The sequence below is a fragment of the Bacillus sp. SRB3LM genome, from assembly GCF_015712745.1.
In the GTDB taxonomy this organism is placed as follows: domain Bacteria; phylum Bacillota; class Bacilli; order Bacillales; family Bacillaceae_G; genus Bacillus_A; species Bacillus_A thuringiensis_K.
The window spans coordinates 43,984-68,314 of record NZ_VWVQ01000067.1; the positions used below are offsets into that span (position 1 = coordinate 43,984).

Sequence of the window (24,331 nt, forward strand, 5' to 3'; positions counted from 1 at the left end):
GGTGCAAAAAAAACAAAATGTTTGAAATGTGTTTTTTAAATTTGGCTATACTGGTACTACTACTACTTCAAAAAAGGTGTGTGATCAGTATGGGCCCAGAAAATTTATTTAAGTGGAAACATTATCAACCAGATATTATTTTATTAACAGTACGTTGGTACCTGCGGTACAACTTAAGTTTTCGTGATTTGGTAGAAATGATGAAGGAACGAGGGTTATCTTTGTCTCATACAACGATTATGCGTTGGGTTTATCAATACGGACCGGAACTGGATAAACGTATTCGACGTCATCTGAAACAAACAAATGATTCATGGCGAGTGGATGAAACATATATAAAAATAAAAGGGCAATGGATGTATTTATACCGTGCGGTTGATTCTAAGGGAAATACGATTGACTTCTATCTCAGCAAAACTAGAAATCATAAGGCTGCAAAGCGATTCTTTAAGAAAGCTTTGCAGTCTTTTCATGTCTCAAAACCTCGTACCATCACAATTGATAAAAATCCTGCTTATCCAGTTGCCATCACCAAATTAAAAAAAGAGAAAAAAGTGCCGTTAGGCACTCAAATTCGACAGATAAAATATCTAAATAACGTAGTGGAGCAAGACCACCGGTTCATTAAAAAACGTGTACGCTCTATGTTAGGATTTAAATCTTTTGCCACAGCGACATGTATTCTTGCAGGAGTAGAAGCCATGCATATGATAAAAAAAGAACAGGTTGATTTACGGAATCAGTCTGTTCAAAATCAAAAAGAATTTATTCATCAATTATTTGGATTAACAGCGTAAAGAATGATCCCAGTAGGAATCCTTATTCTTTCTTGGGAACATATCCTTTCTTTGCACCAGAACCCTAAATAATGTAGTGGAGCAAGACCATCGGTTCATTAAAAAACGTGTACGCTCTATGTTAGGATTTAAATCTTTTGGCACAGCTACATGCATTCTTGCAGGAGTAGAAGCCATGCATATGATAAAAAAGAACAGGTTGATTTACGGGATCAATCTGTTCAAAATCAAAAACAATTCATTCATCAATTATTTGGATTAACAGGCTAAATAACGATTCCGGTAGGAATCCCCATCATTCTTTGGAATATATCCTTTCTTTGCACCAGAACTTTTTTTAATGCGTTCTAATTAATAAGAAGGTTTATATATTAATTGAACTGTTTATAGTCTAAATGGTTTAGAAAAATTATACAAGAAATAAAATTATATATTTTTTATGATAATCTAAATTAAGAAATTTTTATGATACTCATTTTATAAGCAACTGTACTTGAGAAAAATACAAAGTTGTTAGTTCCTGATAGATTAAACATCGTTATAGTTCCAGGATTGTTTGCCCCTGTTAAATCAACAAGTATTGTTCCACTGCTATTTATAATATTATTGACTGCATCCCAAGTGGCTCCAGAACCAGGAATATTAATTGGACCACTACCTGTATCTAATCGTAAACATATTGAAAGATTTGCAGGCGGATTAGTTGGTCTAACACTAAAACTATACGAAATTTCATATACAAAACCATTTAATAGAGTAACATTACCAGATCCTGCATTAAATGTAATGAAACTACCTCCATTATTTACCAATATAGTATCTAATGGTAAATTGGTATTTGAAGTTACATTATTTAAATTTGTATTTCGTGTTAACATCATATTAATAGGTCCTAATATTCCAGTAGGACCCGTATTTCCAGTAGGACCCGTATTTCCAGTAGGACCCGTATTTCCAGTAGGACCCGTATCTCCAGTAGGACCCGTATCTCCAGTAGGACCCGTATCTCCAGTAGGACCCGTATCTCCAGTAGGACCCGTATCTCCAGTAGGACCCGTATCTCCAGTAGGTCCTGTATCTCCAGTAGGGCCCGTATCTCCAGTAGGTCCCGTATCTCCAGTAGGTCCCGTATCTCCAGTAGGTCCCGCATCTCCAGTAGGTCCCGCATCTCCAGTAGGTCCTGTATCTCCAGTAGGTCCCGTATCTCCAGTAGGTCCCGCATCTCCAGTAGGTCCTGTATCTCCAGTAGGTCCCGTATCTCCAGTAGGTCCCGCATCTCCAGTAGGTCCTGTATCTCCAGTAGGCCCTGTATCTCCAGTAGGCCCTGTATCTCCAGTAGGCCCTGTATCTCCAGTAGGTCCTGTATCACCGGTAGGCCCTGTATCTCCAGTAGGCCCTGTATCTCCAGTAGGTCCTGTTGCCCCAATTTGTTGCCATGGATTCCATGTGCCATTTGTCTGGCTTCGTACATAAATAGATGGATTTGAAATAAATAATTGTAGAATAGAAGGACTTCCCACTCCTGGTGTAATCGCAGATACATATACAGTCCAGATTGAATTGGTATTAGGGGCATTAACTGGTGGACCAGCTGCCCCATTGGAACTATAGACACCTGGTGTTGTCAACGTATTCAAATCTGTATTGGAAGGAACTGCTGTATAAGGGAAAGCACCTACTTGACTGGCTGTTAACACAACATTTCCGGTAGGTCCTGCTGTAACACCATTTATACTTAAAACGTCACCGGCTGCACCAGTAGGACCAGTCGGACCCGTGGGTCCTTGTAATGTTGGAATATTCGCAGCTGCTTTCATTTTAGATTCTAGCATCATTTCTTTTTTGAAAAGGGTCTCCATCATGCTTTGCGTACTTTCATTTACGGCTAAAATATCTTGTAAGGTACCTGCCGGACCTGTTTGGCCTGGTAACGTTCCTAAAGCAAATTGAATTTTTTCTCCTTCTGCGTTAATAATATGGGATAAACCCATTTCTTCCATGGCAATAGAAGCCAATAATAAATTGACTACATCATCTCTTGTTAATGATATATTGGGGGTAATATTCGGCATATTGGGTTGTGACATAAATTCTCCTCCTTTTCTTTAACGTTTTCATTCTTACTTACACCAAAATATATTTTGGTTCTATACACCATATGATAAGAGAAATGGTTCTGGTGCAAAAAAAACAAAATGTTTGAAATGTGTTTTTTAAATTTGGCTATACTGGTACTACTACTACTTCAAAAAGGTGTGTGATCAGTATGGGCCCAGAAAATTTATTTAAGTGGAAACATTATCAACCAGATATTATTTTATTAACAGTACGTTGGTACCTGCGGTACAACTTAAGTTTTCGTGATTTGGTAGAAATGATGAAGGAACGAGGGTTATCTTTGTCTCATACAACGATTATGCGTTGGGTTTATCAATACGGACCGGAACTGGATAAACGTATTCGACGTCATCTGAAACAAACAAATGATTCATGGCGAGTGGATGAAACATATATAAAAATAAAAGGGCAATGGATGTATTTATACCGTGCGGTTGATTCTAAGGGAAATACGATTGACTTCTATCTCAGCAAAACTAGAAATCATAAGGCTGCAAAGCGATTCTTTAAGAAAGCTTTGCAGTCTTTTCATGTCTCAAAACCTCGTACCATCACAATTGATAAAAATCCTGCTTATCCAGTTGCCATCACCAAATTAAAAAAAGAGAAAAAAGTGCCGTTAGGCACTCAAATTCGACAGATAAAATATCTAAATAACGTAGTGGAGCAAGACCACCGGTTCATTAAAAAACGTGTACGCTCTATGTTAGGATTTAAATCTTTTGCCACAGCGACATGTATTCTTGCAGGAGTAGAAGCCATGCATATGATAAAAAAAGAACAGGTTGATTTACGGAATCAGTCTGTTCAAAATCAAAAAGAATTTATTCATCAATTATTTGGATTAACAGCGTAAAGAATGATCCCAGTAGGAATCCTCATTCTTTCTTGGGAACATATCCTTTCTTTGCACCAGAACCCAATTCTCTGATCATAAAAAATTCCCCAATCTTGACCATAGCTTCTCCACTCCATCATTGTCGTTTTGAAACCATTGTCCGTTATTTTTGGGGAATTTGGAACCGTTGTTATAAAGGATTTTACCACCGTTACTAACAATTACACTCAAGCATCTTCATTTACTATCGATTAACATTACATTAACCTTACAAAGTTGTAATAAATTCATTAGCTAGAAGAAATCAATCGCTAATCTAGACAGATATTTGATAGTAAAACCATAAAAAAAGCAATGATTAGATTTTAAATCTAGTCATTGCTTTATCCATCACATCTTGATTACACCTATATATCTTATTGTTACTCTTTCACTTGAATGATTGAATATATCCATTAATAATGGCTATATTCTTTGTTGGCACGTACATATATAAAACTAATGTTTTTTAATTGATAAAGTGAAACTTTAATTAGTCCTCACCAATCGGGCTTTTACGGACAGCCCGATTGGTGGGATAAATAAAAATTAAAAAATATAAATTCTAGTTTCATATCTTTATACTTACTAAGTTCAATTAATTTCTCAATAATTATGGTGCCATTTCCTATATATTTCCGTCTGCCGCTTAGATTTTTCTGTACTATAAATGCCAACACCTCCTAGTAACCGGTTTCTATGATGGTTAAGAAATTTCTACAAAAAAAAGCCCTAATTAGGGCTTTTTTTTCTATTTCTCCAGCAAAGCTCTCTATGAAATTGCTAATCAAAAAAGACACACTTAGATTGATGCGTCTTTTTGTGATGCCTCTTTTGTGAAATCATATAAAGCAATTGCGCCTAAAAGGACAAGTATACCTTGAGGAACATCTAGCAAAATAGTTTTCCAAATTTCTGGAATTACCCATTTGATATCTGCTGCTGTTTCAAGATATGTTTGGAAATAGCTTATTGTAAAATTAATTATCCCTAAAAACACAAACAAAGATAAACCAAATCGAATTAATTTCTTATTTGTAAACATATAACACCTCTCAAAATTCATTGGATATTCCTGCTTTTGCTTCTTTATATTTACATATCCCTATATTTAATTTTAACACATAAAGAACTCAAAAAGATACAATATGCATATTTGCATATTGTATGAACAGCATTCCATGATGATTTAGAAATTCCCGTAAAGAAAAAGTAAATCCGTTACAATTAACAGAGCCGGTTTCTTTTCTTATTTAACTTCATACCACCAATCTTTACGTTCTTTGATTGTAAAATAAGTGTGACAGAATTTTATCCAGTTAATTCGTAGACAATTAAATGAGCTAACTTATCGATATTCTATTTCGCCATATCCGTAGCACTAATGACTTTATGCAAATTTAACAAGAAAAAATATATAGATAGGTATGATCCCTACCTATCTATAACATTACTTCTATTCTTTATCCAATTACGTCTTTTACGTCTGTATCCACTGGCCACTTTTCTAATGTATAAGCCATTTCCCAAAATGAATATTCATATTGACTGCTAATAATAAAATGCTGTTTCATACGCTTGCGGTCTGCCTCTGTTACTTTTTCAGCGATAGTATCTAAACGTGTAATTTGTTCTTCAACTAGCGTACGGAACCAATCAGATCCATAAGCAGAAATCCATTCGTTATAAATTGGCTCTTCCGGCTGACACTCTTTTAAGCGTTCGCCAATTTCATAATACAACCAATAACAAGGTAAAATTGCTGCAATGATATCTCCTAAATGTCCTTCATAGGCAGCACGATACATATGTGAAGTATACGCATATGCAGTTGGCGCAGGAATAAAATTATCTTTTTCTTCTTTTGTTATCCCTAGCTTTTTAGCAAAATTCTCATGTAAAGATAACTCGGCCTCATATGTATTTTGAGCATGGTGTGCCATACGAGCTGTCGTCTCTAATTCAAGAGCTTTTGCAGCTCCTAAAGTTTGCACTCTAGCAAAATGACTCAAATAATATGAATCTTGAAGCACATAATAGCGAAAACTAGCTAAATCTAACGTTCCTTCACCAAGTTTTTTTACAAAGGGATGGTTAAAACTCGCTTCCCAAATTGAATCTACTTCTTTACGTAATGATTGTGAAAAAGTCATTTAAATCCCTCCAATAATGTATAAAATATAAGTATTTATCCACAATTATTAAAGCTGTAAAATAAAAAAACTTTCTTTACAGGCGTAAAGAAAGTGAAATTGACAGTATTTATTTACTCATTAAATAGCAACGTCTTTCCCACTTCCCTACGCTAGCATTAACCAGATCAGGTACTAAGAGTCTCAAAATCACATTTGATCTCAGCCTATAAAAGGCCCCCCTAGTGGATAAATATTTTGTTTTTATAATGTATTCATCATAGCATACTTCGTGAAACTATCAAAAGAATTCGTTATATGATTCCCTTAAAACCCTTCTTCTTTTCTAACTTTTAATGATGTTTCAATAATCATATCTAATAGTTTGCTATAACTAATTCCCGCTGCTTCTGCACTTTTTGGCAATAAACTTGATTGTGTCATCCCTGGTAATGTATTAATTTCCATTACATATGGAATTCCGTCCTTCACCATCATATCAACTCTTGCATAAACACTACATTTTAATGCTTTATAACAAGCAAGTGACGCTTTATTTACACGTTCATTAATTTCTGCTGGAAGTTCAATAACTTCCTCAACTGTACTAGTATCATCATATTTTGCATTGTAGTCAAAGAACTCGGCTGCATGTCGAATTGAAACTATAGGTAACTGTTTTCCATCCAGAATTGAACATGTAATTTCATCACCTTTTATATACTTCTCAATTACTACTTCAGAATCCCATTCGAATACAGTTTCTAGCATTGAGATCAATTCATTTTTATTATAAACGATTTTCACTCCGACACTCGATCCGCCAGAGTTTGGTTTTACTACTAATGGAAATCCTAACTTATCTAACTCATCAAGATTTAGATCCTCCATTTTTGTAAGTTCAATCCAATCTGGTGTTTCTACACCTTCATAACGTAAAATCTTTTTCGAAATATTTTTATCCATACATATACTGCTAGATAACATATTACTTCCGCTATAAGGAATCCCTAAACTCTCCAGTGTTCCTTGAACTGTCCCATCTTCTCCGTATTTTCCGTGTAACGCGAGCAACGCAAAGTCAATGTCTTTCGCTTTTTCAATTAAATCCACTTTTTCATTTAATGTAATTGGAACTATTTCATACTTATTTTTATCTAAATGAGCAATCATTTCATTCCCCGTCATAATTGAAACTTGTTTTTCAGACGATACCCCGCCCATAATAACACCGATTTTCATTTTCTCAACTCCAAATTTCATTTTTTAATGTATCACCAATTATTTTAATTCCCCGAACTATTTCTTCTTCTTTCAAGCGCGAAAATCCTAATCGGAAAGTGTTCGCTCCTTCTCCATCAGAGTAAAAAACATCTCCAGGTGAAAACGTAACGCCTTTCTCATAACACTTTTGTAAAAGTGTGCGGGCGTTCATATGCTCTTCTAGCTCTATAAATAAATGAAGTCCACCATCTCCAGTCATTCTTTTAAAAGGAATGTACTGGTTACATGTCCCGACAGCTAACTCATATTTTTTCTTATAAACAGATCTTGCCTTTTTTAAATATTTTTCAAAATATCCCTCATGTAAATATTGAAACAGAACAGCTTGATCTAGCGTAGATGTGTGAATCGTTCTTGCTCTTTTTACGCTTTCTAAATAATGAATCAGCTCTTTATCTGCAATAATCCAGCCTACACGTAAACCAGGGAAAAGTACCTTTGAAAAGCTACTAATATAAATCACATTATTGCCAGCTCCAGCAAAAGTTAATAATGGAGCTAAATGTGAACCTGAATAACGTAGTTCTTCATTAAATCCGTCCTCTATAATAGGAACGTTGTATTTTGAGAATAACCTCATCAATTCCGTTCTTTTCTCTGAACTCGTAACAATACCGGTTGGATTATGATAAGAAGGAATTAAATAAGCAAAATCAAAATCTTTTTCACGCAAGCTTTTTTCAACTTCATTCGTATCAATACCATCCTCATCCATATCAATCCCATGAACTTCAAGTCCATGTAAGCGGAAAAGCTTAAGTGCAGCGTGGTGAGTTGGATTCTCACAAATGACACGCCCGGATTTTTTTGATAAAGAAGAAAGTACAATATCCAATCCTTCTGTAAATCCATTTGTAATTAGAATATCTTTATTGGAAATGTCTACACCTTTCATTTCCATGTAATGAAGTAAATAATTCATTAACGGTCTATATCCCTTTGCATATCCGTAGTTCAATACGATGTCCCCTTCAATGGACATACGAGTAAGAAAAGCTCTTTTGAAATTTTCAACATCAAATAGCTTCTCATCCGGGGCTATACTATTAAAAACAATCATTCCTTTTTCCCAACGAACACCATGTTTCATTAAATCTAATTCATCCGCTAATGCGGTCACTGTATTAAGTTTATTTTTCCAATCTATTTCAACAGACGAAGTGTTAGATATATCCACCTTCGCAACAAAGTTCCCTTTTCCTTTAACTGCATAAATGAGTCCTTCTTGCTCTAAATCTGCATAAGCAGCGAGTACAGTGTTTCTACTCACGCTTAGTAATTCACTTAGTTCTCTTGTTGATGGAATTTTTTGATCCCCGAGCAAATGCCCTTTCATAATCATCTTCTTCAAATAATCTTTCAATTGAATATAAACGGGACGATCTTTAACAACTTTAAAATCCTTAAACAATTTCTTCCCCCCTGCAATCATTTTTGCATATTTATTTCATTCTCAAAAGGTCCACGACATATGTATTTTTTATAAAGGGCGGTACGGTCTTACAAATCTTTTCGATATAAGTTAATTACATCTTTTAAAGCTGCAGCTGCAGCGCCTCTTGGATTAGAAGCCCCACCAATTGTAGTAACTTGTCCCATCGTATCTGTAAAGAACGTAATTCCTTTTTCAGTTCCATTTACTTTTGCTAACGGATGTTTTTTTTCTATTTCGCACGGTTCAACATTTAAATTGATATTGCCACCCTCATCCTTATATGTTGATGCTATTAATTTAATAATTTTATGTTGTTCCTTAGCATTTCGAATTTGCTGTTTTGTAACGTGCTCGATTCCTTTTATATGTATATCAGTAAGTGTTTTATCTGTTTCCATTAAGCGGTTTGTCAAAAGTAACAATTTACACGCACTATCTGAACCACTTATATCTAATATAGGGTTTGTCTCAGCAATTCCTTTATTTTGTGCTTCTTTCAGTGCTTCTTCAAATGTCATATCTTCCTCATACATTTTCGTAAGAATATAATTAGTTGTTCCATTTAATATTCCTTCTATTTTTTCAATACTACAACCAGCTAAACTAAATTGTCCGATATCTAGTGTCGGTAGTGCAGCGGCTGTTGCACCGCTATATCGAATTCGTACATTTGCGCCTCTTGCTGCTTCATTTATTTCTCTCCAGTTTGTAACGAGCGCACCTTTAGAAATTGCTACTATATCCATCTGTTTCTCAATCGCTTGTTTCATATATTGTTTCCCTGGATTTCCATCTTTAAGATTTGTAACTGTTGATTCTACCAATACAGTACCACTTATGCTAGTTGTTGCACGTTCCTTCGGATGATACTCTAAATATTTTTCAATTGCAGCGGTACCGCCACCATACATTAATAAATGATGAAGTGATAAGCCGTCTTCATTATGTATTGCAATATTTCTCCCTAATACGCCACTTATAACTAATTGAATCCCATATGTTTCATATATATATGAATATTTTTCATTTAATAATTTTATAAACTCTCTGCCTACTGTTCCGTATCCTGATAATACAACTTGAATTTTCATAATATCCCCCCATATTTTTCTACCAAATCCCTCTTTCAATATAATATAAAGCGCTCTCGAATTCCATCGAGAGCGCTTTATTATTACCTATTTCGGTAAACGTGATAGCTTTTCAGCAATTGTTCTATAAAACTCTTGAATGCTAGAAAAACCTATCGAGTCTGAAACACTTAACCCTACCATGTCGAGATGGTCCCAATTCGCTTTCGTTTCGATATGATTCCATTTTCCAATCTGTAATGACTCATTATTATTTACAGTAACATTAGAAGATGGTGCAATCATAGAATTTGTATTTACTACACCATCATTTTGCCACCAAGAAGTATCAACTAGCGGACGGTTTTCTTCATATCTCGCATAAGAACCTAAGAAAAATGCATTTCCCATTAACACTTTATTCATCGTTATATGAGGCAAATGTAAACCTGTTATAGGTGCTGCTTGTGATGCATGTCCACTATAGGATAAATAATACACATCTGGTTGCGTCTTTACCCAATTATTTAACTCCTTTGCACCATCTGTACTTAAATCCCATTGACTTATATCTTTTGTATTTTTCCAAAGTGAACTATTTAGAATACGATTACTATATTGGAAAAAGGACTCTCCAGCATTCTTCTTTATACCCCATTGATCCAATTTAAAATCATATAATGATAAATTATTGTTTCCCCCAAAGCTTGCAGCTGTAATGAGTAAATCTTTAACAAACGGCAGTAGAAGACTACCATCCGCAAGTGTTGTACCGTTGTGAGGGGTTGCTAATGTTGTAACACTATGAACATATGATTTTCCGCCTTCAAATAGTGGTGATATTTTGGTGTCTGGGTCGTTTTTCACATAATTCTTTTCTTCAAAACTCCCTTCTTTTAATAGCTGTACTAATGTTCTAATCGTTTGTCCACCCATGCTATGTCCAACTAAATGAACTTTATTTGTTTCACTCCAATTCGGCGCAAAACCACTATAAGTTCTGCCAAAACGATTATGTCCATGTTTCTCAGCATGTACTGCACCATAGTCTACTGTCCCACCGCTAATTTGTGCATACAATTCACATGCACGATCCCAGTTACTAGAAACAGGTCCAACAGCTGCGGTATGTACCGTATAACCATTTCGTTTCAAATCTTCCTGTATATCATAAACACCACCCCAATATTTTACGCCAAGCATTTCTTCTCTACCCCATCCAGCAAATCCATTCACCAATATGATAGGATAATTATTTTGCTGCCTCTCTTCAGCGTATGATATTTTCGCTGCGAATGAACATACGGTCACTAATGCAAAAAAACATATTTTTAAAAATAACTTCCCCATACTTTCTCCCCCTAATAAAACGTTTACATTTTTCTTTTAAAAAAATTAACAGAATAATTTAACAACTTAAACATAATGTAAAGTATTTTATATACGTTGTATATATAGAAAACATATACAAATGTTGATAAATATTAATTCAAGTAAATATTTACTTTTTACAATATAACTTGTAAATCTATTTATTAGGATTTATAATTAGATATAGTTTCCTCATGTTAAAAAGATTTAAAAATCATAAGAAAACTAATCTCATTGCTTGAAAAGGAGGAAAAAGCATGCAAATCGGATCAAATATTCATACATTATCTCAACCTACTAAAATAACTCCATCTACTCTTGAGCATAATATTATCCCTTCTAGTAAACTTGAAAGTAAGAAAGTAAATGATCCTATCAAGTTTGATATTCGTTCATCTGAAAAAGAAATGAAACAGCCTGAGCATAAATTTAATGAATTAGATTTATGGAAGATGTTAAAGGATAAAGGTGTTCCTTTATGGATCATCCTTGAAATGCTACAAAAGGCTCGTAAAGAAAAAGAAGCCCAAAATAATTCAGTTCAAAATTCAAATGGGATTGAGGAAACAAACGAAACTCGATTAAATGAAGTAATGTAAAGCATAATAATTGATTTGTCTATAAACTAAAAAGAGTTCGAAACTGATGAAATTTTTATCAACTTCGAACTCTTTTTTAAGGTTTTTCGCCAATCGTTACGAATTGAAAAGATACTTCTCCTTCCAAACCTTTAATTAACTTTTTTACTTTGACATTTTCATTAATCAATGTATTATCTGTTGACATTTTAGGTTTTTCGTCACCTAGAGATTTTTTCAAATGAAGAAGATGCATTTTCATTTCATTTGCCTTTATTTCTTTATACACACTATTTTTTGCTATAATCATATACCATTCCGTTGAATATTTACGATTGTTGCCTATCCAAGCATCACTATTGTATGTAACAGGAATCTCTTCCCCTCCTATTTTAATACTTTTCATAGTCTTATCGGCTTCACTTGTAAATAATAGTGCTCCTTCTTTTGGGAATTTCGGTAACGTATCTATAATATAATTGGAGCCATTATCTTGTTTTCGAAAAAGTTTTTCTTTAATCAATGCTTGTGCTGTAGATTCATTTAAAATTAAGACATTTCCATTTCCAACTTCCCCTTTTTTCACAGAAAATACTTCATTTTCTTTCGTAATTTCCTGATAACGATTAATAATTGGTGAAATATTATTTTCATCTCCAATAATTAATACACCGTTTGCAGGAAATGGATTCTCCTTTTTAGAACATGCACTAAAACTTATTAATAGTAGTATCGTTAACATAAAAATAGTTAAAGTTCTTTTCATCTCGTTTCCTTTCATCATACAGTTCATTTTTCTACATACTTTATTGTAGTCTTACAAACTAATAAATTCTATTGCTCCATAACCTTATAAAGCTTTTGCAGATAACGCCAACGGGTTATAAAGAAATATAAAACTTGTATACATATAAATGAAATTAAAATAACGATAGAGCTATTTATGATAGAAAAATCGACTAATTGCTGTAATGCTATATAAGCGACTACAGTATGAATCACTGCAACGACAATTGGTAAAAAGAACATTAATAATAACTGTCTCGTTACAACTTTTTTTAACTCACCTTTACTTAATCCCATTTTCGAAATCATTTTATATTGCTGCTGATCGCGATCCAAATCTGTATATAATCGGAAATAAATAAAACTAGCAGCGAATGTAAAGAAGACGATTCCGACTAAAATACTTACCATAAGTAATAAACCATTCTTTTGCTTTGCTTCCAACAAGTTTAATGTTAAAGCTTCAAAGTAGAAATCTCTGTCCCTAAGATCTTTATCGAATATACTCTTTAATTGATTGGAAATCTCTTTCGTTTTTATCCAATCATCTACAACAAATCCGTAAGTACGATATGGAATTTCTTTATTAACTGGGTCACTAGTAAGAGGCATTCCATCATATACCTGATCTTGAACAGCGATATAAATAGTTCTAGAATCGTGTGGTAAAACTAAATTTTCTACAGCTTTTTTCACATGAAATGTCTTTGTCCAGTCACCTTGAATGACTTCTATATTCTTTTTATACTCGCCATTTTTAAATTCTTGTTTTTGTGATACGACTCCAGGAATTAATAAAATTTCATCTTCTTTTTCAATTGTTTCTTGTTGATAACCTAGTGCTTTAGCAAGATCGTTGTATTCACTTAACTTCATTACATTTACGCCATTTTCTGTGTATATATATGAAGATGAAGCCATTCGATACGGAATATTAGCATCAGAAAGGTGCTTTTTTATAATAGAAAGATTTTTATTCAATACTTTGTCATTTTCAAGACTTCCATACAAAAATGTATAGGGATTTGTCATCCTTACCAAATCCCTATTTCCAATTGCGGCTGTTGTACCAATTGCTGTAAATGCAACTGCTGAAACAATAGATACTATAAAAAACATCGTTGCATTATCTTTCATACGGTAAATTAATTCAGAAAATGTTAATATATTTGTTCTCTTTAAAAAGAAAGAGTCCCTCCTTTTAGCAAGGCGCAATATATACACGCTACACTGTGTATATAAAAAGTACGTTCCTATAATTACTAGGAGCACACCTATTCCAAGCGTAATAAAATTGGTACTTGGTATGAAGCGAAATACTGAAAAATATCCATACCCTATACTAATTAAAGAAAGTAGCGATAATAAAACTGAAGATTTCGGTTCAGGTTTTGGCTTTTCCTCTGCTCGAATAAGTTCCACAAGTTCCGTTACTTTTATCATTTTAAATGTAAATAATGAAACAATTAAAAACAAGAAAAGAAATGTGATAACTGTTAATAATACAGCCCGCACTGGTATATAAAAAGGTAAACCATTATTAATCATTAATACACTTGCACTTATCAATAAGACTAGTTTAGAAAATATGAGTCCAATGAAAATCCCTATACAAATTGAACCAAGTCCAATCAACATATTTTCAATTAATAATAATTTCTTAAGCTGTCTCATTGACATACCTTGCATCAATAAAACGCCAAATTCTTTCTTACGCGTTTTTAAAAACGAACTAACTGAATATAAAATGAAGAAAAATGAAAATACAAAAATCAATCCTTGCGAAACTGAAAATCCCAATGTACCAAATGCACTTATTGTTGCACTTGTCGATTTCAACTCACCTTGTAAATCAGGATGAAATAATAAAAGAGCATACGTAAAGAAAATCATAATAGAAAATGCACTACTTAAAAAATGGGCAGCATATGTACGCTTATTACGAAAAATATTATTAAATGCGAACTGACGAAAAGTCATGCCTTTTCCCTCCTAACAAAGAAAGGACATCCATAATCTTTTGATAAAAAGTTTGCCTACTTTCACCACAATAAATTTCGTTATATAGTTGACCATCTTTAATAAAGATTACTCGGCTGCAAAAGCTCGCTGCATACGGATCATGTGTAACTAACATCATCGTTGCTTTTTCTTCTTTATTTAGAGTATCAAGCATCTCCATTACATCATTTGAAGATTTAGAGTCTAAATTCCCTGTTGGTTCATCTGCAAGTAACAATTGCGGCTTATGAACGATCGCACGAGCGATTGCTGTTCTTTGAGCTTGTCCCCCTGATATTTCAAACGTTCTTTTATTCAATATATCTGTAATATTTAACTTCTCTGCAATCTCTTCCAATCGCTTGTTCATTTCTTGCACGGAAACACCATCTAAAGTCATCGGCAATACGATGTTTTCTTTTACAGTAAGTGTGCTAAGAAGATTAAATGATTGAAAAACAAATCCTAATTGTTTTCTGCGGAATAACGCTAATTCTTCTGATGATAATTGAAAAGGATTTGTGCCATTAATAAATATTTCTCCCGATGATGGAGAATCAATAGTAGATACCATATTTAATAACGTTGTTTTCCCACTACCTGATGGACCCATAATTCCTACAAATTCACCTTCTTGAATTGATAAATCAATATCTACTAATGCTTTATAAGGTACTTTCCCTTTATATACTTTACTAATACTTTTAGCCTGTAAAATTTCCATGTATATTCTCCCTTCATTTCCACTACTCACTATAAAGTGTAAATGAATTACCTTACAGCTCATATTGATTCATCTTTCATTTACCTTACACGCTTGTAAGATTTCTAAAAAAACTGACAACATAATTATTTCAAACTAAAATTAACGCATAACTATCTTATAATAATTGTATAGTAGTAGGAAATATAATGTATAATAAATCTTTATTATATAAATGAGAAAAGACCGATTGCTATCGGTCTTTTACTACCAAACGTTATATTTTTATCCACTCAGATTTTCTCAATATATAATGATTATATATTTGATTTTCTATCCTCTGTTGGCTCTTATAAATAAACCCGCATTTTTCAATAACTTTATTTGATGCTACATTGTTAATTAAAGCAATTGCGTTAAGGACATTTAAATTTGTTTCTTTAAACAAATAGTCAATTAAACCTTTAGTCGCTTTTGTAGCATGGCCATGATTTTGATATTCATTTGAGATAGCATACATTATCTCTCTGTTTGGTGAAGCGAGTTCTTCTTTCATACCTGTGCAGCACCATCCAATGAGTTGATTTGTAGCTTTCTTAAATATTCCTAGCTTTAACATATGATTATCTATGTTATTCGTAGTTTTCACTGCATCAAGAAATGCTTTGTTTGCTGGTATTTCATAATCTGCAATCCAATCCACCCTTTGTTCTTTCGTTGATTTCCAGTCTGGTAAAAATTTTGCTATTTCCGGTTGATTTGCTATTTTATAAATACTCTCTGCATCTTTGACAGTAAACTCTTGCAAGTATATATCTCTACAATCTATTTTAAATAACTTAGTGAATCTCTCTTCTCCCATGTTAATCCCCCTTACTTACGTTATAGCTCCTTAATCTGCTTCGTAAGTTCCATAAACCGTTCATCCAGTGCTTTATATTCTTTGTCTTTAGAAGTTAAAAAGCTTAATTTTCCTAATACTTCTTGTCTCTCTGTTTCTAACGTTAAACGTAGCTCTTCAATATCATCTCTTGTTTTAGTAGGTTCTTCTAGCTGCTTTTGTATCGTATTGTTTGAAAACACGAGTTTTGTGTTAGTTGTTTTCTCAAGAAAATATCGATCGTGAGATACAATTACTAATGTTCCGTTATACTCAGCTAATGTATTTTCAAGTTGTTCACGTGAAGGTAGATCCAAGTGATTCGTCGGTTCGTCTAAAATGAGTACATCTTTTTCATCTAAAATATAAGCCATTAGCTTACACTTTACTCTTTCTCCCATACTCATATGCTCAATCGGCTCTTTCCATTGAGACGCCTGGAACCCTAAATGTTTCATTAAATTTTGGACTTTTCCTCTTTCTTCAAACGTCTCTTTAAAAAATAAATTTTCTGGTGTTTTATCAAGCGGTAAATCAAAAACTTCTTGTGTTAAATAGCCGATGTTTGCTGAAGGTGAAATCCATATTTCTCCTTCAGCAGTTTCCGTTCCCATAATCATCTTCAGTAATGTTGTTTTCCCACTACCATTTGGTCCAACAATCGCAACTTTCTCACCGTGCTGAATTGTAAAATTAACGTTTTCAAATAATACTTTCCCATGAAAGTCTTTTTTTAATTGCTTCACTTCTAAAAAACGTTTTCCTACTTTTTTGTTCGCTTGAATAGAAAACTCAACTGAATACTCTTCTTTCACACGTTCTACTTTCGCTTTCTCCAGCTCTTTTTCAAGTCGTTTTCGTTTTGACTTCACTTGTGCATCCATTCGCTTCGCTTTTACACGATAGAATTCTTTCACACCTTCTTGTTTTGTAGACTGCGCGTGTGCCTTTTGTGACCATGAACTCAATTCTTTTATATGTGTTTCTACTTGTTCTATCTTTTTTTGCTGCTTTTCATATTCACGCTGCTGCGACTTCCTTCTTTGCTCACGTGCTTTCATGTAGCTCGTATAATTACCACTATGCTCAATTAATTTTTTGTCCTCAATTGACCATATTTTTGTTGCGACAACATCTAAAAAATATCGATCATGCGATACAACAATAACTGTACCTTTCATGTTTTTTATTTGTTTAATGAGAAATCCCGTACTGATCTCATCTAAATGATTTGTCGGTTCGTCTAATATTAAGACATTAGGATTTTCAGCAAATCCTTTTGCTAATCGAATTTTCAGCTTTTCACCACCACTTAAAGTATGAAAATCGTTCGTTGGCACGCCCCATTTCGCAAGAAGTTCTGCTTCTTTTGCAATTACATCATTACTAATAAAAGATTCTATTTCTTGCTCAACATATGCGGTTGTCATATTCATTTGCTGCCATTCAACAATCCCTTTTGAAGGCTCAATCTTTCCATTTATTAATTGAAGTAACGTTGATTTACCAGCACCGTTTTTACCAATTAATCCGATAACATCCCCTTGTTTTACTGTCACATTCATTTTCTCTAACAACATATTTTCTTTTATTTCAACATAAACATCATTTAATTTTAATAGTTCTTTCATAATACCGATCCCTTTCATTAAGGGAGAATAAAAAAATCCTCCCAAATAAATTTGGCAGGATTAGTCGTTAAAATATTTACACCCAAATAAGCTATTACGTAACATAAATAGCAATACCGTTCTATGGAAATTGGGCAGACTAATCCTATTTTTTAGAAATTGAAATTTATTGAATTTCAACATTTAAAAATAAGATTAGTTAATCATCGTCCACCCATCATTCCTTTCCGTCATTAGTAACCATATTGTACCATGATAATACTGTATGCGTAAATATTATTATTTGTACTACAAAAACCATTATTTTTCATTTCTACAATTTCATGTGCTCGTATCTTTAATTTTTACTAATTTGTATCGTTTATTCATATGAAAACTTTAAAAAAAATACAAAACAAGGCTAAAAAACTTATCTCCAAAGTTCTTTAGCCTTGATCAATTTTTACACATTAAAAAATATTACTCGTACTGCCGTACCTTTATCAACTTCTGAATGAATCTCTACACTATGACCTAATTGTTTTGTAATTTCATATACAAGATATAGCCCCATTCCTGTTGATTCTTTAAAACCTCTACCGTTTTCTCCTGTAAAGAAAGGTTTGAAGACTCTTGGTAAATCTTGCTTCGGTATACCTACGCCATTATCAGCAATTTCAAGTATAACGGTATTACCTTCCTTACAAGCTTTCACTTTAATCTTTTCTCTACTTCCTGATGAATATTTAATCGCATTCGATAGTATTTGCCCAATTAAAAATTGTAACCATTTCACATCACTTTCTACAGTAATATCCTTATCAATTTCAAGCTCTGGATATACAAAATTCCGGATAAAGAATCGTTTATGTTCATGTACCGAATCATTCACTATTTTATGTAGTTGTACCCTTTCTACATAAAAGTCTTGTGTAAACGCTTCTAAACGTGCGACATACAGAGCCATTTCTAATCCCTTTTTTAATCGATCAGTTTCCTCATTTATACTTTCAAAACGTGAATCTACTTCATCCTGTGTAATTAATTCTATTACAGATAAAGGTGTTTTCATTTGATGGATCCACTGATTCATAAAGGTTAAATGGTCATTATTTTTTCTCTCTTGCATTTGCAGCTGATTTTGATAATGTCTATATTGCACCTCAAGTAATTCTTGAAGAGCAGCCGATACAGCTGCAAAATCAGATTTTTGAACAGATTCATCCAAAGATTGCATGGGGTTTGCTAAGCGCTCATAAAAAGAACGATGTGTAAAATAACGAAACATTAAATAACTTCCCATAAAGAAAACACCTAGAAACATTGCATATAACGCCGTTGTAATATGATTATGCCCATCAAACCAATATACGAGAAATATAGCTAGTAGTTGAATTATGGTAAAGCAAATAAGTGGTATATGATCACGTATAAACAACCTTATCATTTTTCTATACCATTATCCCAAGTAATATGAAATCTATATCCAACACTACGAATTGTTTCAATCGCACCTTCTATATGCAACATTTGTAACTTTTTACGCACACGTGTTGTATTTACACTTAATGTATTATCATCAACATAAGATTCACTATCCCATAATTTATTAAGTAACACTTCTCTACTCACAACACGCGGATAATTTTTCATTAATGTCTCTAATAAAATGGCTTCGTTTCTCGTTATATCAATCTCGTCATTTCTAAGTTTCAATACAAGTCTTTCGGGATATAAACAAAGACCTTGTTGTTCAATCATTCGTTCTTCTAATTTCGGTGCATAATCTCCATATGCACGTCTTAAATGACTACGAATTTTCGCCACTACAACTTCATAATGAAAAGGCTTCGGAATAAAATCATCGCCACCGTTTTCTAACGCCATAACTTGATCCATCGTGCCTTCACGGGCCGAAATGAATAGTATCGGACATGTTGAAACTCCCCGAATTTGACGACACCAAAAGTACCCATCAAAACTCGGTAAATTAATATCTAATAAAACTAACTCTGGTTGTTCTTCTAAAAAAATGTTTAATACATTTTGAAAGTCCGATACAATAACTCCTTGATAACCATATTTCGCAACATGTGTCGATAATAGTTCTGCAATTTTCATATCGTCTTCTACAATCATAATTTTGACCATTATTGAACTCCTTTTTAATGCACAATCTCAAATATACTTATATAAAATAAATACTACCTCTTTTCACAAAATCAGTAAATTAAAAAAGGATGCTTTTATACAAAAGTATCCTTTTTCGTCCCTTATCTATTTAATATGAAATTTACTAAAAGTAAATCCTAGTTTCTCCACATAATCCATTCCTAGTTCCATACGCGCTGTTTTCAGCGGATCCACAACTTGGCAAACTTTTAAATTACCTGCTGCCGATAATAAAAGAGTTGCATCAGCTTTAGACATTGCTAATTCTTCATGTAAAAATGTCACCATATTACGTACAGCACGATTTGCTGCATCATCTAACAATTTCTCTGAAGCAATCGTCATCATTTTTTCTTTTTGAATAGCCATTGGTAACGGCCATTTCTTTTCTTTTATAATTTGAACTGTTACAGTTACCTCACCAGCAACCTCTACACCACTAACACCAATTTCACCATCCCCCATCGCTGCGTGTAAATCGCCTAATGCTAATAGAGCACCAGGAACATTTACAGGTAATAGCAATGTCGTCCCTTCTTTTATCTCTTTACAATCCATATTTCCACCATGATCATGCGGGGTGCCACATGAAATGCTCTCTTCTTTCGGCGCAGTACCAATAACACCAATCATTGGATTAATCGGGATTTGTAGTTCACTTGAAAACAAAACATGTTCGTTATGTATTGGGACAATTTTCACTGTATTTTCATTTAACTCATCCCCCATTACACCAAGGTTTGCACCTGTAGTTAAAACGCCCTGCTCTGCAATTTTAATTTTTTCAATCGTTACGACTAATATATCACCAGGTTCTGCACCATTAATAAATACTGGACCAGTCGCTGGATTAATTCGGTTCCAATCTAATTCTTGAAACGCAACATCTTCAGAATCAATTTGATTTTCAAAGCAATCATATGTTTCAAATACAAGACGACTCCCTATTTCTACTTCGATACAAGGCTGATTATCTGGTGACATTGAGTAAATGATATGGTCTTTATGAATTCGATACATAATACCTCTCCCTTTTATATTTATCTACTATTACTAATTAGCTTTTTTTATACAAGCTCCTCTTAAAGTTAATATTATTTTTATGTAAAAAAGCACGCAGATTGTTTTATAACATACAATCTTTACTATAACAGAAAGGTGGTATTGCTATGCCCCTTATTCCATACAACGAAAGTGATGTTGATTTACTAGCTCGTTTAATTCGTGCTGAAGCTGAAGGCGAAGGTCGCCAAGGTGAGGAGTTAGTTGGATGCGTTGTAGTAAACCGTGTATTTTGTGATTGCTTAGATTTCAAACAACTCCGTACCGTACGCGACGCTGTATATCAAAGCCCCGGCGGATTCGAAGCAGTACAATACGGGTATTTTTACCAACGCGCTCGTGAATCAGAAAAAGAAATCGCACGAAAAGTTTTGCAAGGTGAATGGCGCTAGCCCGCACGATGGGCACTTTGGTATTTCCGTCCAGTTGGAGCTTGTTCACCTGAATGGTATAACCAGCCATTTGTAGGACAGTTTAAAAGCCATTGTTTTTATGAACCAAGTGGTGATGAATGTCCGAAAATGTATTCACGATAGTAAAAAAGAAAACACTGAAAGTACCTGCTTTTATATATACTTTCGGTGTTTTCTTTTTATTCAAGTAATCTAATAGTAAGATAAAATATTTAACTCCTATAACATATTATTAATTGAATATTCAACATGTACTGAAGTTTCTTAGACTAATAGAAACCAAATGGTATATAAGAGATTATCACTAAATAACAACTTTTAGTTTTAATATATATATTTGTTTATAAAAAAATGATAAACTAATTTACGCATTGGAAAAATTTTATAATGATAAAAAGGGGATCACTATGAAATTACTACGTTTATTTCTCATTCTAACTCTTGTTGTATTATTAAGCGCATGTGGTAATACAGCAGTAAAAGTCACCAAGGTTCAAAAAAACGGCGAAACAACTTTAAACATTGGCTCCCTGAAAGGGTATTACGATGTACAAACGATCAAAACTGAACAAGGAAATGTACAATTCCCTTTTGATGCAACCGTTGAAGAGGGTACAATTTTATTACAAATCACTAAAGACGATAAGGTCATTTACGAAGAAGAAGTCACCTCTCAAAAAGAAGGTTTACTTTCTTTTGAAGCACCAAAATCTGGATCTTATAATTTAATTGTACGCGTAAAGAACGAAAAAGAAAAAGCAAAAGGTATACAAATACATACAAAACTATAAAAAAACGGCAAGCGAATTCTAGCTTGCCGTTTTTTTTATAACTCAATTTTCATAATATATACTTATCGATTAAACGAATTGTTTTGTGTATACTTCATCTTTATTTACATTCTATATTTAGACATTATTCTTAAAAAATCTTCTAAAATAATAATTAAGTTATGATTTCCGGAATTTTAGTTTAATTACCTAAAAAAATTCTTTATCGCTTCTAATTGAATTTTGTGACTACACTCATCACAACAATATACCCCTTTTGGTTTCTCTTTAAATCGCTTATATTTTTCACTACCTTCGTAAACACGAAATATATTTTTACAAGAAAAGCAAACAATTTCGTAAAACATCATATGCATTTTCCTCTCCTTGTTTATACACTTTTTTAATCACTTGTGAGAAGGTCATTTTTCTACAGTATAAATCTTAATATCCTCTGACTAAAAGGTTTACCTCTATTCTTATCGAATTATATTAATATCTTATAACGCGAGGTGAACATCTTGTTCAGTGATATAGAATTAGTTTTAGATGCTAAAGCAAGTTTAGCTGAAGGACCATGTTGGAATGAAAAAAAGCAACTTTTATATTGGGTTGATATTATGGAGAGAAAATTATGCATATACAATCCTACCGCTAATACGAACCGAGTAATTGCACTCAATCAAAAAATTGGCTGTGTTGTTCCATATTTAGAGGATGTACTACTCTTAGCTATGGAAAAAGGCTTTTATTCTATTAATGTAAATACCGAAAAACTGACACATATTTTTGACCCTGAACCACATTTAATAGAAAATCGTTTCAATGATGGAAAATGTGATCCAGCTGGTCGTTTCTGGGCAGGTTCTACAGATACATACGGTATGAATGCTGTAGGTTCCTTGTATTGTTTACATCATAATTTAAGTGTAGAGAAAAAAGTTTCACATGTAAATACATCAAATGGAATTGCTTGGTCACCTGATCATACATACTTTTACTTTATAGATACACCTACTAAAAAAGTGGTTCGCTATCAATATAATATACTTACTGGAGAAATTCATAATCCAAGTGATGTAATCATTTTCTCTGAAAATGATGGTCTACCTGATGGTATGACAATTGACGAAGAAGGTTGTTTATGGATTGCACATTGGGGAGGTTCAAAAATAACTAGATGGAATCCATCTACTGGAGAACAAATATTAAGCATTCCAATTCCTGCGTTATATGTAACATCATGTACATTTGGAGGACCTAATTTAACAGATTTATATATCACCACAGCAAGAACAAGAATGACTGATGACGAATTAAAAGAGTATCCACATGCTGGTGGTATTTTTCGAATTCAAACAAATGTTAAAGGCTGCCCCACCTATTCATTTTGTAATAAAAATATTGGAACTGAAACAATATGAACCGTATCGATTACATAAGACAAGAAGAAAAGAAATATCACGATCTTTGCTATGAACAATATAAATTGTTTGAAGCTGGCTCTTGGCTTTATAAACCGGTTAAAACAGTTATGGACTTAATGAACTACTTTGAAGGGCAAAACAAATTACAAGTACTTGACCTTGGATCTGGCGTCGGTAGAAATAGCATTCCAATTGCACAAATAATAAAAAATTATAATGGCACTGTTACATGTGTTGATTTACTTGATTCCGCTTTAACAAAGCTAAAAATTTATAGTAAAGAACATGATGTATTCGAGGTTATAAAAACAGAACAAGCAGAAATTGAAAACTATCATATTGACTCTAACGCTTATGATTATATCGTTGCAGTATCAAGTTTAGAGCATGTTAAATCAAAAGAAGCTTTTAAAAAAGTGCTCCATTCTATGAAACAAGGGACAAAAAACGGCGGTATTAATTGTTTAATTATTAACTCTAACATACAAGAAATTGTTTTAAAAACGAATGAAGAAGTAAAAGCTTTAATTGAAATTAATCTCCCAACCGAAGAAATGATACGTCTATTAAAAAGCATTTATAAAAGATGGAAAGAAGTAAAAGTTGAAATAAAAGAATTAGCTTATAATATAGTTCGTAATGAAAGACACATTCAATTAAAAACAAATGCTATAACGTTTGTAGTTCAGAAATAATCGTATAATAAAGATATGGTTATTTCTCTCAGATTTATTTTTATTGCACGAAATTTGCAAGTATAAATATTTATGAAACAAAAAAATAAAAGAGCACTTGTTTCCGCAAGTGCTCTTTTGGGGATTTTGAGATACCCTATTAACGAAAGT

22 protein-coding genes, 3 pseudogenes and 1 riboswitch are annotated in these 24,331 nt (G+C 33.2%); of the genes and pseudogenes, 8 read left to right on the forward strand and 17 right to left on the reverse strand.

Annotated elements, in window-relative coordinates:
- Positions 1-89: 89 nt before the first annotated feature.
- Together F3I02_RS20045 and F3I02_RS20050 are read left to right on the forward strand one after the other, a co-directional pair.
- A complete protein-coding gene (locus tag F3I02_RS20045; protein WP_196477570.1) occupies positions 90-797 on the forward strand; it encodes an IS6 family transposase in 708 nt (235 codons plus the stop codon).
- Positions 798-861: 64 nt separating this feature from the next.
- Positions 862-1,067, forward strand: a pseudogene (locus F3I02_RS20050) (DDE-type integrase/transposase/recombinase); the annotation flags it as partial.
- Between the two features lie 182 nt (positions 1,068-1,249).
- Here F3I02_RS20050 and F3I02_RS34065 read toward each other — a convergent pair.
- On the reverse strand, positions 1,250-2,884 hold the full coding sequence (locus tag F3I02_RS34065; protein ID WP_230876871.1) for an alpha-helical endospore appendage domain-containing protein: 1,635 nt from the start codon (positions 2,882-2,884) through the stop codon (positions 1,250-1,252).
- 179 nt (positions 2,885-3,063) lie between these two features.
- Between F3I02_RS34065 and F3I02_RS20060 the strand changes: the two genes are divergently transcribed.
- The gene (locus F3I02_RS20060; protein WP_196477570.1) at positions 3,064-3,771 is read left to right on the forward strand and encodes an IS6 family transposase; all 708 of its coding nucleotides are present in this window, start codon (positions 3,064-3,066) and stop codon (positions 3,769-3,771) included.
- A 340-nt stretch (positions 3,772-4,111) separates the two neighbouring features.
- On the opposite strand, the pseudogene F3I02_RS20065 reads toward F3I02_RS20060, so the two are convergent.
- From F3I02_RS20065 to F3I02_RS20095, 7 genes and pseudogenes are all read right to left on the reverse strand, one after another.
- Positions 4,112-4,243: pseudogene (locus F3I02_RS20065) on the reverse strand (site-specific integrase); the annotation flags it as partial.
- A 351-nt stretch (positions 4,244-4,594) separates the two neighbouring features.
- Complete coding sequence (locus F3I02_RS20070; RefSeq protein WP_002082716.1) at positions 4,595-4,858, reverse strand: DUF3937 domain-containing protein; 264 nt, start codon at positions 4,856-4,858, stop codon at positions 4,595-4,597.
- 397 nt (positions 4,859-5,255) lie between these two features.
- On the reverse strand, positions 5,256-5,945 hold the full coding sequence (gene tenA / locus F3I02_RS20075; protein ID WP_000144509.1) for a thiaminase II: 690 nt from the start codon (positions 5,943-5,945) through the stop codon (positions 5,256-5,258).
- Between the two features lie 127 nt (positions 5,946-6,072).
- A riboswitch (TPP riboswitch) is annotated at positions 6,073-6,178 on the reverse strand.
- 73 nt (positions 6,179-6,251) lie between these two features.
- Positions 6,252-7,166 carry a D-alanine--D-alanine ligase gene (locus tag F3I02_RS20080; protein ID WP_001999863.1) on the reverse strand — a complete coding sequence of 305 codons (915 nt, stop codon included), beginning with the start codon at positions 7,164-7,166 and terminating at the stop codon, positions 6,252-6,254.
- A 4-nt stretch (positions 7,167-7,170) separates the two neighbouring features.
- Entirely contained in the window at positions 7,171-8,619 is a 1,449-nt protein-coding gene (gene pdxR, locus F3I02_RS20085; RefSeq protein ID WP_000471608.1) for a MocR-like pyridoxine biosynthesis transcription factor PdxR, read from the reverse strand.
- Between the two features lie 89 nt (positions 8,620-8,708).
- Entirely contained in the window at positions 8,709-9,734 is a 1,026-nt protein-coding gene (locus F3I02_RS20090; RefSeq protein ID WP_196478322.1) for a homoserine dehydrogenase, read from the reverse strand.
- Positions 9,735-9,821: 87 nt separating this feature from the next.
- Positions 9,822-11,063 carry an esterase/lipase family protein gene (locus F3I02_RS20095; RefSeq protein ID WP_000517076.1) on the reverse strand — a complete coding sequence of 414 codons (1,242 nt, stop codon included), beginning with the start codon at positions 11,061-11,063 and terminating at the stop codon, positions 9,822-9,824.
- Positions 11,064-11,341: 278 nt separating this feature from the next.
- Here F3I02_RS20095 and F3I02_RS20100 point away from each other — a divergent pair, with 278 nt between their 5' ends.
- A complete protein-coding gene (locus F3I02_RS20100) occupies positions 11,342-11,683 on the forward strand; it encodes a DUF3914 domain-containing protein (protein WP_196478323.1) in 342 nt (113 codons plus the stop codon).
- A 76-nt stretch (positions 11,684-11,759) separates the two neighbouring features.
- Here the strand turns inward: F3I02_RS20100 and F3I02_RS20105 are convergent, their stop codons facing one another.
- The 8 genes from F3I02_RS20105 to F3I02_RS20140 form a co-directional block, all read right to left on the reverse strand.
- A complete protein-coding gene (locus F3I02_RS20105) occupies positions 11,760-12,446 on the reverse strand; it encodes a lipoprotein BA_5634 family protein (protein WP_000975421.1) in 687 nt (228 codons plus the stop codon).
- A gap of 50 nt (positions 12,447-12,496) precedes the next feature.
- The gene (locus F3I02_RS20110; protein ID WP_000144157.1) at positions 12,497-14,428 is read right to left on the reverse strand and encodes an ABC transporter permease; all 1,932 of its coding nucleotides are present in this window, start codon (positions 14,426-14,428) and stop codon (positions 12,497-12,499) included.
- Positions 14,403-15,173 carry an ABC transporter ATP-binding protein gene (locus tag F3I02_RS20115; protein WP_000404440.1) on the reverse strand — a complete coding sequence of 257 codons (771 nt, stop codon included), beginning with the start codon at positions 15,171-15,173 and terminating at the stop codon, positions 14,403-14,405. Before F3I02_RS20115 ends, F3I02_RS20110 begins: the two co-directional genes overlap by 26 nt.
- 256 nt (positions 15,174-15,429) lie before the next feature.
- Positions 15,430-16,014: a GNAT family N-acetyltransferase gene (locus F3I02_RS20120; RefSeq protein WP_000503534.1), complete on the reverse strand. Its 585-nt coding sequence runs from the start codon at positions 16,012-16,014 to the stop codon at positions 15,430-15,432.
- 20 nt (positions 16,015-16,034) lie between these two features.
- Positions 16,035-17,663: a ribosomal protection-like ABC-F family protein gene (gene abc-f, locus F3I02_RS20125; protein ID WP_002164032.1), complete on the reverse strand. Its 1,629-nt coding sequence runs from the start codon at positions 17,661-17,663 to the stop codon at positions 16,035-16,037.
- Positions 17,664-18,105: 442 nt separating this feature from the next.
- The gene (locus F3I02_RS20130; RefSeq protein ID WP_131250845.1) at positions 18,106-19,089 is read right to left on the reverse strand and encodes a sensor histidine kinase; all 984 of its coding nucleotides are present in this window, start codon (positions 19,087-19,089) and stop codon (positions 18,106-18,108) included.
- Complete coding sequence (locus F3I02_RS20135; protein ID WP_131250844.1) at positions 19,086-19,793, reverse strand: response regulator transcription factor; 708 nt, start codon at positions 19,791-19,793, stop codon at positions 19,086-19,088. The genes F3I02_RS20130 and F3I02_RS20135 overlap by 4 nt, the downstream gene beginning before the upstream one ends.
- A gap of 126 nt (positions 19,794-19,919) precedes the next feature.
- On the reverse strand, positions 19,920-20,834 hold the full coding sequence (locus F3I02_RS20140) for an acetamidase/formamidase family protein (RefSeq protein ID WP_131250842.1): 915 nt from the start codon (positions 20,832-20,834) through the stop codon (positions 19,920-19,922).
- Between the two features lie 149 nt (positions 20,835-20,983).
- On the opposite strand from F3I02_RS20140, the pseudogene F3I02_RS20145 reads away from it, so the two are divergent.
- Both F3I02_RS20145 and F3I02_RS20150 read left to right on the forward strand, forming a co-directional pair.
- Positions 20,984-21,412: pseudogene (locus F3I02_RS20145) on the forward strand (cell wall hydrolase).
- Between the two features lie 284 nt (positions 21,413-21,696).
- The gene (locus F3I02_RS20150; protein ID WP_000771814.1) at positions 21,697-22,080 is read left to right on the forward strand and encodes a BA_1872 family lipoprotein; all 384 of its coding nucleotides are present in this window, start codon (positions 21,697-21,699) and stop codon (positions 22,078-22,080) included.
- A 185-nt stretch (positions 22,081-22,265) separates the two neighbouring features.
- On the opposite strand, the gene F3I02_RS20155 is transcribed toward F3I02_RS20150, so the two are convergent.
- The gene (locus F3I02_RS20155; RefSeq protein ID WP_000551046.1) at positions 22,266-22,436 is read right to left on the reverse strand and encodes a DUF2197 domain-containing protein; all 171 of its coding nucleotides are present in this window, start codon (positions 22,434-22,436) and stop codon (positions 22,266-22,268) included.
- Between the two features lie 144 nt (positions 22,437-22,580).
- Between F3I02_RS20155 and F3I02_RS20160 the strand changes: the two genes are divergently transcribed.
- Both F3I02_RS20160 and F3I02_RS20165 read left to right on the forward strand, forming a co-directional pair.
- Entirely contained in the window at positions 22,581-23,483 is a 903-nt protein-coding gene (locus F3I02_RS20160) for an SMP-30/gluconolactonase/LRE family protein (protein WP_196478324.1), read from the forward strand.
- Positions 23,480-24,181 carry a class I SAM-dependent methyltransferase gene (locus F3I02_RS20165; RefSeq protein ID WP_001079457.1) on the forward strand — a complete coding sequence of 234 codons (702 nt, stop codon included), beginning with the start codon at positions 23,480-23,482 and terminating at the stop codon, positions 24,179-24,181. Before F3I02_RS20160 ends, F3I02_RS20165 begins: the two co-directional genes overlap by 4 nt.
- Positions 24,182-24,331: the final 150 nt, after the last annotated feature.

What these genes read in the sequence shown, in the direction of transcription:
- F3I02_RS20045 (WP_196477570.1), top strand. Translation starts at nt 90, where the DNA reads ATGGGCCCAGAAAATTTATTTAAGTGGAAACATTATCAACCAGATATT.
- F3I02_RS34065 (WP_230876871.1), bottom strand. Translation starts at nt 2,884, where the DNA reads ATGTCACAACCCAATATGCCGAATATTACCCCCAATATATCATTAACA.
- F3I02_RS20060 (WP_196477570.1), top strand. Translation starts at nt 3,064, where the DNA reads ATGGGCCCAGAAAATTTATTTAAGTGGAAACATTATCAACCAGATATT.
- F3I02_RS20070 (WP_002082716.1), bottom strand. Translation starts at nt 4,858, where the DNA reads ATGAATTTTGAGAGGTGTTATATGTTTACAAATAAGAAATTAATTCGA.
- tenA (WP_000144509.1), bottom strand. Translation starts at nt 5,945, where the DNA reads ATGACTTTTTCACAATCATTACGTAAAGAAGTAGATTCAATTTGGGAA.
- F3I02_RS20080 (WP_001999863.1), bottom strand. Translation starts at nt 7,166, where the DNA reads ATGAAAATCGGTGTTATTATGGGCGGGGTATCGTCTGAAAAACAAGTT.
- F3I02_RS20090 (WP_196478322.1), bottom strand. Translation starts at nt 9,734, where the DNA reads ATGAAAATTCAAGTTGTATTATCAGGATACGGAACAGTAGGCAGAGAG.
- F3I02_RS20095 (WP_000517076.1), bottom strand. Translation starts at nt 11,063, where the DNA reads ATGGGGAAGTTATTTTTAAAAATATGTTTTTTTGCATTAGTGACCGTA.
- F3I02_RS20100 (WP_196478323.1), top strand. Translation starts at nt 11,342, where the DNA reads ATGCAAATCGGATCAAATATTCATACATTATCTCAACCTACTAAAATA.
- F3I02_RS20105 (WP_000975421.1), bottom strand. Translation starts at nt 12,446, where the DNA reads ATGATGAAAGGAAACGAGATGAAAAGAACTTTAACTATTTTTATGTTA.
- F3I02_RS20110 (WP_000144157.1), bottom strand. Translation starts at nt 14,428, where the DNA reads ATGACTTTTCGTCAGTTCGCATTTAATAATATTTTTCGTAATAAGCGT.
- F3I02_RS20115 (WP_000404440.1), bottom strand. Translation starts at nt 15,173, where the DNA reads ATGGAAATTTTACAGGCTAAAAGTATTAGTAAAGTATATAAAGGGAAA.
- F3I02_RS20120 (WP_000503534.1), bottom strand. Translation starts at nt 16,014, where the DNA reads ATGGGAGAAGAGAGATTCACTAAGTTATTTAAAATAGATTGTAGAGAT.
- abc-f (WP_002164032.1), bottom strand. Translation starts at nt 17,663, where the DNA reads ATGAAAGAACTATTAAAATTAAATGATGTTTATGTTGAAATAAAAGAA.
- F3I02_RS20130 (WP_131250845.1), bottom strand. Translation starts at nt 19,089, where the DNA reads ATGATAAGGTTGTTTATACGTGATCATATACCACTTATTTGCTTTACC.
- F3I02_RS20135 (WP_131250844.1), bottom strand. Translation starts at nt 19,793, where the DNA reads ATGGTCAAAATTATGATTGTAGAAGACGATATGAAAATTGCAGAACTA.
- F3I02_RS20140 (WP_131250842.1), bottom strand. Translation starts at nt 20,834, where the DNA reads ATGTATCGAATTCATAAAGACCATATCATTTACTCAATGTCACCAGAT.
- F3I02_RS20150 (WP_000771814.1), top strand. Translation starts at nt 21,697, where the DNA reads ATGAAATTACTACGTTTATTTCTCATTCTAACTCTTGTTGTATTATTA.
- F3I02_RS20155 (WP_000551046.1), bottom strand. Translation starts at nt 22,436, where the DNA reads ATGCATATGATGTTTTACGAAATTGTTTGCTTTTCTTGTAAAAATATA.
- F3I02_RS20165 (WP_001079457.1), top strand. Translation starts at nt 23,480, where the DNA reads ATGAACCGTATCGATTACATAAGACAAGAAGAAAAGAAATATCACGAT.